14 protein-coding genes and 1 pseudogene are annotated in these 12206 nt (G+C 46.0%); 6 read left to right on the plus strand and 9 right to left on the minus strand.

The features are described 5' to 3' along the window. Positions 1–44: 44 nt before the first annotated feature. From DMB82_RS12225 to DMB82_RS12235, 3 genes are all read right to left on the minus strand, one after another. Complete coding sequence (locus DMB82_RS12225; protein WP_226887660.1) at positions 45–851, minus strand: pirin family protein; 807 nt, start codon at positions 849–851, stop codon at positions 45–47. Between the two features lie 203 nt (positions 852–1054). Then, a complete protein-coding gene (locus DMB82_RS12230) occupies positions 1055–1702 on the minus strand; it encodes an NADPH-dependent F420 reductase (RefSeq protein ID WP_102119041.1) in 648 nt (215 codons plus the stop codon). A gap of 159 nt (positions 1703–1861) precedes the next feature. Next, positions 1862–2308, minus strand: a complete 447-nt coding sequence (locus tag DMB82_RS12235; RefSeq protein WP_102119040.1) for an Rrf2 family transcriptional regulator — start codon at positions 2306–2308, stop codon at positions 1862–1864. A 125-nt stretch (positions 2309–2433) separates the two neighbouring features. Here DMB82_RS12235 and DMB82_RS12240 point away from each other — a divergent pair, with 125 nt between their 5' ends. Further along, positions 2434–3354, plus strand: a complete 921-nt coding sequence (locus tag DMB82_RS12240) for a LysR family transcriptional regulator (RefSeq protein WP_116164259.1) — start codon at positions 2434–2436, stop codon at positions 3352–3354. A gap of 70 nt (positions 3355–3424) precedes the next feature. On the opposite strand, the gene DMB82_RS12245 is transcribed toward DMB82_RS12240, so the two are convergent. Next, positions 3425–4027 carry a TetR/AcrR family transcriptional regulator gene (locus tag DMB82_RS12245; protein WP_102119038.1) on the minus strand — a complete coding sequence of 201 codons (603 nt, stop codon included), beginning with the start codon at positions 4025–4027 and terminating at the stop codon, positions 3425–3427. A 213-nt stretch (positions 4028–4240) separates the two neighbouring features. Between DMB82_RS12245 and DMB82_RS12250 the strand changes: the two genes are divergently transcribed. Together DMB82_RS12250 and DMB82_RS12255 are read left to right on the plus strand one after the other, a co-directional pair. Continuing rightward, positions 4241–5425 carry a YbfB/YjiJ family MFS transporter gene (locus DMB82_RS12250; RefSeq protein WP_226888506.1) on the plus strand — a complete coding sequence of 395 codons (1185 nt, stop codon included), beginning with the start codon at positions 4241–4243 and terminating at the stop codon, positions 5423–5425. A 61-nt stretch (positions 5426–5486) separates the two neighbouring features. After that, on the plus strand, positions 5487–5636 hold the full coding sequence (locus DMB82_RS12255) for a zinc-binding dehydrogenase (RefSeq protein ID WP_228399993.1): 150 nt from the start codon (positions 5487–5489) through the stop codon (positions 5634–5636). Positions 5637–5704: 68 nt separating this feature from the next. Here DMB82_RS12255 and DMB82_RS12260 read toward each other — a convergent pair whose 3' ends face one another. Then, positions 5705–6385 carry an alpha/beta hydrolase gene (locus DMB82_RS12260; protein ID WP_102119035.1) on the minus strand — a complete coding sequence of 227 codons (681 nt, stop codon included), beginning with the start codon at positions 6383–6385 and terminating at the stop codon, positions 5705–5707. A gap of 101 nt (positions 6386–6486) precedes the next feature. Here DMB82_RS12260 and DMB82_RS12265 point away from each other — a divergent pair, with 101 nt between their 5' ends. Together DMB82_RS12265 and DMB82_RS12270 are read left to right on the plus strand one after the other, a co-directional pair. After that, positions 6487–7173, plus strand: a complete 687-nt coding sequence (locus DMB82_RS12265) for a DsbA family oxidoreductase (RefSeq protein WP_208644341.1) — start codon at positions 6487–6489, stop codon at positions 7171–7173. A gap of 180 nt (positions 7174–7353) precedes the next feature. Continuing rightward, entirely contained in the window at positions 7354–8352 is a 999-nt protein-coding gene (locus DMB82_RS12270) for an MBL fold metallo-hydrolase (protein ID WP_116164257.1), read from the plus strand. Between the two features lie 178 nt (positions 8353–8530). Here DMB82_RS12270 and DMB82_RS12275 read toward each other — a convergent pair whose 3' ends face one another. From DMB82_RS12275 to DMB82_RS12290, 4 genes and pseudogenes are all read right to left on the minus strand, one after another. Then, positions 8531–8881: an ArsR/SmtB family transcription factor gene (locus tag DMB82_RS12275; protein ID WP_116164263.1), complete on the minus strand. Its 351-nt coding sequence runs from the start codon at positions 8879–8881 to the stop codon at positions 8531–8533. A gap of 108 nt (positions 8882–8989) precedes the next feature. Continuing rightward, positions 8990–9897, minus strand: a pseudogene (locus DMB82_RS12280) (ISAs1 family transposase). 180 nt (positions 9898–10077) lie between these two features. Further along, entirely contained in the window at positions 10078–10602 is a 525-nt protein-coding gene (locus DMB82_RS12285; RefSeq protein ID WP_116155110.1) for an isochorismatase family protein, read from the minus strand. Positions 10603–10690: 88 nt separating this feature from the next. Continuing rightward, complete coding sequence (locus DMB82_RS12290) at positions 10691–11113, minus strand: NUDIX hydrolase (protein WP_116155109.1); 423 nt, start codon at positions 11111–11113, stop codon at positions 10691–10693. 500 nt (positions 11114–11613) lie between these two features. On the opposite strand from DMB82_RS12290, the gene DMB82_RS12295 reads away from it, so the two are divergent. Then, positions 11614–11868: a biofilm/acid-resistance regulator YmgB/AriR gene (locus DMB82_RS12295; protein WP_102119495.1), complete on the plus strand. Its 255-nt coding sequence runs from the start codon at positions 11614–11616 to the stop codon at positions 11866–11868. The last annotated feature ends 338 nt before the right edge of the window (positions 11869–12206 follow it).

Here is a 12206-nt window from a genome sequence, read left to right on the forward strand (position 1 = left end):
AATCGATAACAACTGAACCAGACACTTTCGCGGTTGGATGTTCTTCAACGAAATACGGGAATAGTCCCAGAGGCCGTTTTTCTGTCTCCTGCTTCCTGTAGTTTTCGACCCAGCTCGGTGATCCTGCGTTCACCCGCTTCCAGTGCCTGTGCGGTGGTATGCACTGAGTAGTTACCAAGATGTAACGGATACGGATGTGGCACCGCCGAACCGAGTACAAACACGGCGTCTTCTGTTTCCGATGCTTCAAGAACAATGGGCGTATCACCTTGTTCAAAGATCACCATCTCACCTGCACTGATAGACGAGTCAGCTTCAAGGGTGCCTTGGGCAAGTGCCAACCATCCCACCGTATGACCGGCAGGCGGTTGGTAGGCCCAGCGTTCTCCCGCTGGCAGCGTCACGAGTAGATAGTTGATGCCATCAGGTGCGGGCACTGGGCTTTGCACGCCATCATAGTTGCCGAGGATGATGTGCGCAGGACCGGCTTGTCGCATGTCTTGAGCCTCAATGTAGCGGCTAACCGGCTCGCTATTTTCAAGGTCAGCAGGCAATGCCATCCAAAGCTGGAAACCTTGGATATGTGGCACATCGGCAGCGGTCAATTCCTTACCATGCCACATGCCACCGCCTGCTCGAGCCCATTCAACGCCCCCATAACGTAGTGTTCCGGAACCGATCGTTGGATCGTTGTAAATCATACCGCCCTTGGTAAAGACAGTCACAGTAGCGATGCCCGAGTGGGGATGGATCGGCATGTTACCGAATGCCCCGATAACAGCCCCTTTCGTTTCGAAAAGATCCAGAAACACAAAAGGTTTTACGATCTGCCCTAAGTCGGATGGACTCATCAAACGGGTGATAGGACCATGCCCATGGCCCCGTGTCCGCTTGGTAATACGCCGCAACGGCAGTGGCGTTTTGTTGTCGTGAATCGTTTTCATTGTATTGCCTCCATTAGTTCATGCAGTGGAACGCTCACGCTCTTCATGAGCGTGGCAATCCTGGCCAGCAGTGATGGTTGATAATCTCTGCTGATCACGCAAAACATTGACTAAATTTTGATGAAATTGTGCGTTGACAGCCCGCCGAAGGGCAGCGAAGCAAGCGGTCCACCGACATCGAGTGTGCCAAGGTCAACAGGGAAGAAGCCGGTGGCTTCCATGATCCCGCGCACTTCTGCCTTAGCGGCAGCGTCGTCACCTGAGTAAAACAACACGCGCTTGCCACCCGCAACTTCTGGCTCTTTCAGCACATTGACGTCGTTGTGGTTGAATGCCTTGACGACTCGAGCGCCTGGAACGAGTTGTTGAATGATCTGACTGGAGTGCTTGCTACCTAGATCAACCGCCTTGATGCCATAGGCTGCAAGCGGATTACTCGGATCATTTGCATCTGGCGATGTGGCCGGATCGAAGAACTCCACTGGGTTGGTACCATCAATGACAATGCGGCCATTCCAGGCTGGCAGACTGCGCAGTACTTTTTCTGCATCGACCCAGCGAACTGCGACCAGCACGATATCTGCGCTTGCGGCTTCTTCCACAGTGCTTGCCTTGATGGATGGTCCGAGTTCTTCAACCAGTGACGCGAGCGAGCTTGGTCCACGGCTGTTGGCGATGGTGGCCGCAATACCGTTTTTGGCGAGAATGCGGGCGAAGTTAGAGCCGAGGGCGCCGGAACCGATAATACCGATAGTCATGATGTATTCCTTTTCACGTAAAGAGGGTTAAAAAAGGGAACTGCCAGTACCCTCGAAGACTTGGCAGCTTTATATGTGGCGTCCCTATTAAGAAGCGCCGATAAATGAAATTATGTCGGTGTCGCGATTACATTTAACTGCGAAAAAAAGCGTAAAAATTTACCAAATAAGAGGGATCGAAAACTTGCCCAGCCGCGCTAGTTCGGCCCCAACATCAGCGATGGTGGTCTTGGCAAGCTCTTGCTCAAGAGCTTCCCGCGCCCGAGTCAAGATGGGTTGTATCGCATCAAGGATGTTGCCGCCTACCGCACAGTTCTCGCATGGCGGTGTCCGGTGGAGCGAAAAAATCGCCGTATCCTCAACCGTTTCGAAAACATCAAGCAAACTGATATTCGCAGCCTGCTTGGCCAACATCGTGCCTCCACCAGTGCCTAGCTGCGACTTGGTTAGTCCCGCTTTACCCAACCGTGCTAATAGCGTTCGGATCACCACTGCGCTGGTATTGACCGAGTAGGCGATCTCTTCTGAACGCATCGGTTTACCGTCGCTGACTGCGAATCCGGTCAGAATGTGCACTGCGACGACGAAGCGGGTACTCATTGGCATAGTGAATTCCATCCGTTATTTACGTGTGCGAAGTCGACTTAAGTAAGAATAGGGTTATCTTGATTGGTTGAATAGATGGTCTAATGTGATTAGACTAATCCAAAAATGTAATGAATAACTTGAATATGCTTGATTTGAATGACGTTGCTTTATTTGTGCAGGTTGTACGCAGTGGGAGCTTTGCTGAAGCAGCAAGATGTCTGGGTATGCCTCCCAATACCGTCAGCAGACGTATCCAGCAACTCGAAGAACAACTCGATACGCGACTATTACAAAGGTCAACCCGTAAACTGGCACTTACCAGTGTGGGTCAAACATTCTATGATCGTTGTGCTGGTGCGGTGGATGGGCTGACCGATGCCGGGCAGGAGTTATTGACCGGAAACCTGGAGCCAAGTGGTCTGGTTCGTGTGGCTGCTGCCGCTGATTTCTTCGATTTTTTTTCTATGGAATGGGCCGCTGATTTTCTGGCTATGTATCCTCGAACCCGACTCGACTTTGTGCTCAGTGATGCCAGAGCTGATTTAATTGGCGATAGAGTCGATGTTGCAATTCGAGCTGGCCGATTAGATGATTCAGGCTACATCAGCCGCCCACTTCTTCGTGCAGGATATGATGGCTTGGTTGCTAGTCCAGCTTATATCGCTAAACATGGGATGCCTGATACGCTACAAGATTTAGCAAACTTGGATTGTGTGAGTTTCGGGCATCCCAGTGGGTTCACAACCTGGCGATTGGCTGGCGCAGCGGGTGTTGAAGAAGATGTACAAATGAGCAGTCGTTTCAGTGGGAATACTATCCAAGCCCTACGTAAGGCAACGCTGGCGGGCCTCGGCATTGCGTTGCTTCCAACGGTTATTACCAAGCGCGACCTTCATGCTGGCCGATTAGTTCCTGTGCTGCCGCAATATAAGCGCCAAGGTTATGCCTTGCATGTTCTTTACCCCAGTCGACGTCATTTACCGTTGGCAGTATCTGCCTTTATTGCATTTTTGGTGGGGAAATTCAGCACAATGTTTAATACCAATGATGGTTCTGAAGCCTAACTCGCGGGTCACTTGATCGACAATTATCATTCGTTTAGCGCACTTCAGATAAGTGGCGTACTGTGAAATGCTACCGATGGGTACAGTGATCTGTCGCGTTGCCGAAAAGCAGGTTTATGAACAGTTGCGCTATCATATTTAGCTTTACTTTATCCTGATACACGCGCTCGATAACAACCAGTCCTCGCGTGAATGTCAAAAGCAACAGAGCGGCTTCGTCTGCTGGCACACGGAGATCAGCCTGATCTTCAGACCGGCTGAGTCTGGTTTTGAAGATTTGTTCTATTTCATCAAGCATATTTTGCAGGGCCTCCCGGATCGGGGCATCCAGAACCCCACTACCCAGTGCAACCTTTGTCGACAAACAACCCCGAGCAGGTTCACCGATGGTCATTGAATTAATGATGAAATTAAAATAACTCTGTATGGAATCGCGTAGCTTGGGTTGATCCAACGCGACACGCATCTGTGCCAACAACGAATTCTTATGCACCTCAAATACACGTAGGAAAAAGGCTTCCTTACTCTGATAGGCGTTGTATAACGAGCCTCGTTGAATCCCCGTAACAGCCGCTAATTCTTGCAACGATGTTTCAGAAAAGCCTTTATTCCAAAAAAGATCCATGGCTTTTTCAAAGATAGCTTCTTCATCGAATTGCCTTATTCCTGCCATGTAAACCGCCCTACATTACGTTAATAGGTCAACCTTAAATCATTCTTGACACATATGTCAATATTGTATAGTTTTGCCTTCATGTTTGTCATGAATGTCAAAGATGAATTAGTCGTGCTGAAAGATAATCGCTTTTAGCTATCACCAATCGGAGAGTATTGAATTATGTCTACTCACAGTCTTTCATCACCCAGTGCGGATAGCACGACTGTGATGAAATATATTTTTGCCGGTTTATGCGCCAGCCTTGTTTCTATAGGCTTAGCGCGTTTTGCCTATACACCATTGCTGCCTGCGCTGATTCAAGCACACTGGTTTTCAGCGTCTGATGCAGCTTATCTTGGTGCGGCCAATCTGGCTGGGTACCTGATCGGCGCTATGCTTGGACGTCCGATTGCAAGTCGATTCTCCAATGAACATACGCTACGTTTGATGATGATCTTGGTTACTGCCGCCTTTTTCGGGTGCGCCGTTCCCGTTTCACTAACTTGGTTCTTTGCATGGCGGCTGATATCTGGTATCTCGGGCGGCGCAATCATGGTTCTTGTTGCCGCAACGGTGCTCCCGCATGTTCCACCCCAGCGCAAACATCTGGCCAGCGGCGCCATATTTCTTGGTATCGGCCTAGGCATTGCAGCTTCGGGAACGCTGGTACCTTTATTTTTGAATATGGGATTACGTAATGCCTGGATTGGGCTTGGCCTCGTTTCTGCCGTTTTTACTGTTGCCAGTTGGTTTGCATGGCCGTCGGTAACCTGCATAAACATGCGTGGAAAACCGGAACGTGTTGAGTCGTCATCCGTACATTTTGGTCGGAGTATTTATATTCTCTATACGCAATATGCATTGATAGCGATTGGTATTGTGCCTGCGGTCATTTTTCTAGTTGATTTTATTGCGCGTGGATTGGGGGCTGGTGCGCATATGGGATCATTGTTCTGGGGGCTTTATGGCCTAGGCGCAATCGTTGGCCCTCCACTGTATGGTTATTTTGCCGATCGGATCGGCCCTCGACTTACTCTGAGTATCGTTTTGCTGGTCGAAATATTGGCAACACTAGTTCTCTATCACGCAACGGATCTGGCCGTCATAGCCGTAGTGACATTTATCATTGGCACTTTACCACCAGGCATCGTTCCTCTTGTTCTGGCGCTCATACATGAGTTAATTCCACTCGATGCACACAAGCAGAATCTCGTTTGGAGTCGGTCCACAACTGTTTTCGCGACATTCCAGGCCATAGCGGGGTATGCATATTCGGCGTTATTTGCTGCTACCAATGGCGACCACCGGATCTTATTCCTGATCGGCGGTATTGCACTGGCACTGGCATTCGCGTTTGAAGCGTTCGCTCGTCTTCGTGTCGGTAACAGACAATCGTTTTTGTCGATAGAGTGAGAGTGAGCGCCGCGCGTAATTACAAGGCGGTCGCCATGAATGGTGAAGTGGCACACTGAATTTGGCTACTGATTGCTGCGGGGGGGGCTTAAAGTCCAAAATTTTCAAAACATTTCCACTTGAGGAAACCCGCAAGGCACATGAGTTGATAGACTCCAGGGTTCATATTGGCAAGATCGTATTAACCACTCGAGCATATCATGCTGCTTAAGCACATCTAGCTCATAGTCGGGTTTGGCAATGATGCCGTTTGCCAGACCTGGCTATGAACGCCGGACATCATGACTCTAAAATATGAACCAACCAGTTTCCCAAATCAATAAGCTCGGCACCGCAAATGGTATGGGGCATTGGATAGGTGTGCCATGACACGGAATGACCTTGTGCTTGTAAAATATCGCGTGCAGTAGCCGCTAGCGTTGGTAAAACGATCCTATCTTGTTCACCATAAGCCAGAAAAACAGGGGTATCACAATTCGCCGGATGTTGTTCAGTAACCGTTGTCGATGCCAACGGCAAATATCCAGATAACCCAAAAATTCCCCCTAAGCGTTGCCCGAAACGAATGCCTGTCATCAGTGACAATGCACAGCCCTGAGAAAAGCCGCCAATTACAATTCGCTCCGGCCTTATACCTCGAGTGATCTCTTGCTGTATCAGACTTTTGTAATAGGCCATTGCGATCCGTAGACCGTCTTCATCTTCTTGTAAAACAAAATTAGGATCCCGTAAGTCATACCAAGCTGCTAAATGTTGACCTCCGGCCCACCTTACCGGTTGTATTGGTGCATTAGGCAATATTACGCGTATGGAACCAAGCTGATGTAAGTTGAGACTCCGGGCTACGGGCTCAAATATTTTCCCCGTCGAACCTAATCCATGTAACAAAATAATTGCTGCTTGCGGTTGGGGACCCGTTTCAAATTCAAGCGGTGGGTGGTGTGGTGTGAGTAATTTCATGATGATTTCATATGCAGAATGGTTGGCGTTGACATTAAAATGATTGTACGAGTATAGTCGTATCAATGCAACGTGATGTCCCTGCCACTATTCTGGAGAAAATGATGAAAATTGAGATTTGGTCTGATTATGCGTGTCCTTACTGCTATATCGGTAAGCGTTATATGGAGCAGGCTTTGGCCGAGTTCAAACATGCAGATGACGTAGAAGTGATCTTCAAAGTCTTTGAATTAGACCCGAGTGCAAGCACGACGGTTGAGACGACAACACTGGAGCGTATTGAACATAAATACCGCAAAAATCGGGCTCAGGCGCAGGAGATGATCGACAGTATTGTTTCGATGGGGGCGGGTGTGGGTTTAGACATGCGCTATGACAGCGTTAATTTTACTAATACTTTTGATGCCCACCGTCTGACTAAGTTTGCCGAAGCCAAAGGGAAAGGGGCTGTGATGAGTGAGCGATTGTTTCGTGCTTACTTTACCGACAATTTGCCACTGGCAGACCATATCGTACTGACCAATATTGCCGTTGAACTAGGGTTAGATCGCCAAGAAACGGAAGCTATGCTGGCATCTGATGCGTTTGAACAAGCCGCCAGAGAGGATGAAATCAAGGCCAGTAAAATGGGCATAAATTCTGTACCTCATTTTGTTATTGATGGTAAACAAACTTTGGTGGGCGCTCAACCCAAAGAATATCTGCTTGCGGCTCTGCATCAGCTTTGGGCGAAAAGAGAAACGGATCTGATACCCGGTATATCGTGTGGTATTCGCGAGTGTAATTAATTTATAACAAAAAATATTTATCGATTATTTATATAAAAAATAAAACAAATTTAGCCAATGAAACTAATTTCATGCGGCTATTGCGTGAGTAAAAAATACATTATCTGAATATTTATCGGCTGTATTAAGGTAATTATTAACCATGAACAAGATATATATCTTATAGATAGAGAAAAATATATGAACATTAAAAATGTTGCATGCCATTCTATGCAATCAATTGTTGCTAGCGCCATTTTAACCTTTTTTACACCGAATCTTATGGCCGCAGAAACACCCCAAAGTGTTAAGGCTGCCAATATTCAAGTGCCTGGTTACTATAGAATGGCATTAGGCAAAGATGTTACTGTCACCGCTTTTTATGATGGCCCAGTTTATCTAACACCATCAGTATTAAAAAATACGAGTGGTATTGACCTTGAAAGTATGATGAAAGCCATGTCTGTTTCGATCACCAAAGATGGGGTGCAAACCTCGGTCAATGCTTATTTAGTTCAACAAAACGGCCGTCTCGATCTGATTGATTCGGGTGCTGCAAAATGTTTCGGTGATTCTTTAGGTAATCTTGTGAGTAATATTAAAGCATCTGGCATTAGTCCTAATGATGTGGATTCAATTATTGTAACTCATATGCATCCAGATCATGCATGCGGCGCAACTAATCCAGACGGAACAGCAGCATTTCCGAATGCTGAATTTATTGCGCCGAAAAAAGATGCTGATTATTGGTTAAGCGAGTCGATGGCTAAGACTGTACCAGAGAATGATCGTAGCTTCTTTGATGCTGCACGCCGTGCTATTGCACCCTATAAGGCATCCGGTCGTTTTCGGACCTTTGAAAAAGGTGAGTCACCAGCTCCCGGAATTGAGAGTATTGATGAATCTGGTCATTCACCTGGTATGACTGGATATCTGATTGGGAGTGGTGACAAACGACTGTTAGTTTGGGGGGATGTGATTCATAGCCATGCAGTACAGTTTAAACATCCTGAAATTTCTGTTGTCTTCGATCATAATCCGAAAGCTGCTATTGCCACCCGCATGCGGATCTTAAATGATGCAGTGAAAGGAAAATTATGGATTGCCGCTGCACATTTGCCATTTCCTGGAATCGGTCATGTAGTTACTGACGGGAAGGCTTATCGTTGGATCCCGGTGGAATACAGCGCTGTTCGTTAATGTGAAATAAAAAAGTCGTCTGAAATTTAATATTCAGACGACTTTTTTGTATTTACAAAAATGCAGTATAGGATATTAAATGAATAAAAATTTCAGGTTGAAGGCTATCTTATAGTTTGTTCATAACTTCTGGCAGACAATGAGACAGACAAAAAAAATAGTTGAGTCGCTGGTTAGGCTACGGGTTGTTATTTTGATACTGAGAGATTGTTTCTAAGATCAAACGATCGTGTGCTAATGGCTTCAAAACGGCATCGAGTAAACCAGGAAAGCGAGCATCCAAATCTTCACGTCGTAGCGACAATCTGTATTCACGCCCAACCCGGTGCTGCCATACTACGCCGCTGTCGCGTAAGATCCGCCAATGATGCGTCATTGTCGATTTTGGTATGTTCGACAAGATATCACAGCAAAGAAATTCATCGCCTTGTGCAATCATATGTATCGCCGCCAGTCGGATTGGATTACCAAGGGCCACAAAAACATTCTCAAGACGAATAGCATCGCGAGTTGGGTGATTTGCTAGGATACTTCTTGAAACCATGTTTTTTTCGTTCATAGTTTTAGAGTACGTGTACCATCGAATCGAGTCAAGATCATAGCTTATAGCAGGGCAGGATTCCACTTTGTTGATGAATTAACCAAAGATAACCTCGCTACGAAAATCTCCTGACCATCCGGCACATTGTCGTTTGCCCGCTATGCTATCTTTTTTTCCTTCATGCTGTTTCAGGACACTCAACGCCACTCGATTGAACAGCGCCATATGCGCTGCCCCTTCCGCGTCTTTCAGGTTCATCTCATCTTCTCTGAAAACCACATCCAATACCCAATGCAGTTGATTTTCTATCCACCAATGCTCGCGTATCATTTGTGACGCTAATTTTCCGTATGCGTCGCCAGCCCTTCATCGGCATAACATGAAGAAAAACGCTGTTTAACAAATTCATACAGCTTTTTTTGGTTCCCTTTAATGCCGACAATAAACTCGCCTTTACGCTGACAGATAAGCCGCAATGTCTCCACCTGACAATGAAGCGCATCCAGCGTGACGGTCGCATTTTCCAGCGACAGACATTCAATAAGCTGGCGGGCCACCGGTCCTTCTTTACCTTTGCTTTCAGTAGATTGTTGATACAACGCAATACCATTGCCAATGTCATAAGCGCTGACGACATGCAGAGCTTGCGCTAAAAAGCCGTTGCCCGTTCCGCGAAGCGTTTTACCGTCAATCGCTATCTGTTTTCTGCCATTACTGCTGCGACGTTCATTAATCCAGCTTAACAGTGCCGACATCAGGGACTGGCTATCTAATGCCTTGATAATATTGGCGATACAGTGACGTTTTGGAATGCCATTAGCAAAAGGAGAATGCTGTCTCAGCCACGGGAGTTGGCACTCACCGAATTGCTGTATGGCTTTCCATCCCGATGCACCGCTTAGCACAGCGGTAAAGGTGAGGAAAATGACGTCCATCAATTCATGCTTTTTATTCGTTTCGCAGCGTGGGTCGGGTATTTCATTGATATAATTAAAGATAGTCATTGTCTTTCACTGAGAGTTAGTGGAGATAAAGCTCAGATCAATAAAATCGAAATAAGTTCTCTATTTCAATAAGTAAAGTGGGACCCCGCCCTGTCTGATGCCCAATGGCGTTGGAAATACTGGATCGCCCGCGCTTTATATTCGGGGCGATTTCTGACAGAAATAATATTCAACATGGAACTAGCGGCTCATCTTCCATGAAGCAACGATGTGCTCCGTGGTTTCTACCTTAATCGTGTTGCCCGGAATAATAAAATCCCGCCACACGTCGTTATAATGCGTGATGAGCTGTTCAGCTTTCAGTTCGCCGCGATTGGCCGTCGTGTGGGCATCAGTTGCAATCGTCAACGCATAGCCGCGGCTGGCTGCATTTTTAATGGTTGCATCAACGCAATAATCCGTCGCACATCCGCAAATCGTAAGGTGGTTAACGCCCAACTCAGCCAGCACATCGGCTAACGACGTGCGATAAAATGCATCACACGCCGTTTTGGTGATCGACAAACTGCCCTCTGGCTGGTGCAACTCAGGTAATAACTGCCACCCATTGCTGCCAGACAGCATGCCGTCTTCTTCATGCTGAATAAAGATCGTCCGATCTGCTGCATCTGAAAGCTGGTTTATCAATGCGACCGTCTGCGCTTGTCGCGCTCTTGGCGTTGCAAACACCGCATTTTGCATATCAATCACTATCAAAACCTGCATCTTTTTTCCTTATTTCGACGCTTAACATCGGCACGTATTATCATCACGGAGGCAACGGCCTACCATCATACCAACCCGCTAGTTCCGGCTAGATCATATTCACTATACCATGAGGATAAAACCTGATTTCCCCTGAACGCAGCAAATCAATATCAAACCAGCGAGTCACGATCGGAACACCGTTTGTCTCTATCCCATGAATGATATCTTGTTGATAAAGCGACTCATCTTGAAATCGAGCCTCATAAACAAAGACAATCTCATGGCCCAGTTTGCCATTGTAGGAGAAAATATTCTCTGAAACGCCCAACAGCGAAAAGTCCTTGGTCGCCGCACTGATTTCCTCCTGAACTTCCCTCTCCGCCGCGGCCTGCGACAGTTCGCCAAAATCGATGCCTCCACCGAGCGGCAACACATAGTGCTCATCTTTTATCGGGTCATGCCCTTCGGCTAACAGAATTTTGCCATTATTGCGGAAAAGACAAACTGCTTTTGCTCTGATCTTTTGCATGCCAACGCTCCAGGTAAACTACAGCACTCTTTTGATAAAAAGATATTTTTGGGTAAACGGACAATTTTTGACAGAAAGACACTTATTGATAAACAGCATGTATCGTAGAAAAATGTCATCTTCTTGTACAGATCAAAATCTTATAGGATGTAATCAAAATGCATTAATAGTTTTTATGTTCAGTTAATGTTTTTCCCTGCCCCCTTTCCTCTCGTTATGTTTAACTTATTGAAGTTATGTATCTCGTATAATTATTTCAGACATCACATGGGTGAAAAAAGATAAATTCATATTTATCTGCCTGACCATTGATCGCCATCATCCTTTCACATTTAGCAGCATCGCTGAGTCATTCTGTGTTTATTTATCTTATTGACTGGTTTTATGTGTATGATGCGCTAAAATTAAGTAACCATTTCTTCAGATCTGGTGGATCGTGTATTAACGCTGTCTGGCAGTATGCGTAAACCATGTCCAAAGCACAAAAGGGAGGAGAAGCAATGCATCCAGATGTGTCCCCAAACGAGAATCCAACATCTGGTGGCCTTGGCCTTGATTCTCAGATCAGCGATATGGAAATGCTTGGCAACATTGTGGAAGAGATCATTCAATCTGGCCATTCCGTCAGTAACAAGGCTATCATCGCTAAATTAGTCCACAAGATTGAAACAGAATCAAATACCGCTTTTCAGGAAAAATATCGCGCATTGTTAGATCTTATTGTTTATAAAACTCAGGATGACTTCCTGATTTAATCAGTAGTCAATACATCGATCTATCATTTTTCAGTAACGTTTATACCTTCCAATTTTGGCATTTTATTTAATGGCCGCTCGGCCGATTATGAATATATGACTATTAAATAACACCGATGTTTATGCTGCTATTATTCTTGAATAATAACTATCAATTTATTAATAATGAGTAGCACAATGTTTATTTATTTTTACTAATCGTTAATATTCATTTCTAAATGTTCAAGGCCAGTGTTATACGTGAACCACTCGCCTATAAAGGCGACCGTACTACGGTGAAATGGAGAGAGATGCAGTTCCCTTGCCCACAATAGTATCTCATCAAATCCCTGCGGTAT

The sequence above is a fragment of the Pectobacterium aquaticum genome, assembly GCF_003382565.3.
GTDB lineage: Bacteria > Pseudomonadota > Gammaproteobacteria > Enterobacterales > Enterobacteriaceae > Pectobacterium > Pectobacterium aquaticum.

Bases quoted from the DNA above. Each gene is read 5' to 3' on its own strand.
- DMB82_RS12245 (WP_102119038.1), bottom strand. From the start codon at position 4,027: ATGGCAGGAATAAGGCAATTCGATGAAGAAGCTATCTTTGAAAAAGCC.
- DMB82_RS12260 (WP_102119035.1), bottom strand. From the start codon at position 6,385: ATGAAATTACTCACACCACACCACCCACCGCTTGAATTTGAAACGGGT.
- DMB82_RS12230 (WP_102119041.1), bottom strand. From the start codon at position 1,702: ATGACTATCGGTATTATCGGTTCCGGCGCCCTCGGCTCTAACTTCGCC.
- DMB82_RS12235 (WP_102119040.1), bottom strand. From the start codon at position 2,308: ATGCCAATGAGTACCCGCTTCGTCGTCGCAGTGCACATTCTGACCGGA.
- DMB82_RS12285 (WP_116155110.1), bottom strand. From the start codon at position 10,602: ATGCAGGTTTTGATAGTGATTGATATGCAAAATGCGGTGTTTGCAACG.
- DMB82_RS12250 (WP_226888506.1), top strand. From the start codon at position 4,241: ATGAAATATATTTTTGCCGGTTTATGCGCCAGCCTTGTTTCTATAGGC.
- DMB82_RS12270 (WP_116164257.1), top strand. From the start codon at position 7,354: ATGAACATTAAAAATGTTGCATGCCATTCTATGCAATCAATTGTTGCT.
- DMB82_RS12240 (WP_116164259.1), top strand. From the start codon at position 2,434: ATGCTTGATTTGAATGACGTTGCTTTATTTGTGCAGGTTGTACGCAGT.
- DMB82_RS12290 (WP_116155109.1), bottom strand. From the start codon at position 11,113: ATGCAAAAGATCAGAGCAAAAGCAGTTTGTCTTTTCCGCAATAATGGC.
- DMB82_RS12265 (WP_208644341.1), top strand. From the start codon at position 6,487: ATGATGAAAATTGAGATTTGGTCTGATTATGCGTGTCCTTACTGCTAT.
- DMB82_RS12295 (WP_102119495.1), top strand. From the start codon at position 11,614: ATGCATCCAGATGTGTCCCCAAACGAGAATCCAACATCTGGTGGCCTT.
- DMB82_RS12225 (WP_226887660.1), bottom strand. From the start codon at position 851: ATGAGTCCATCCGACTTAGGGCAGATCGTAAAACCTTTTGTGTTTCTG.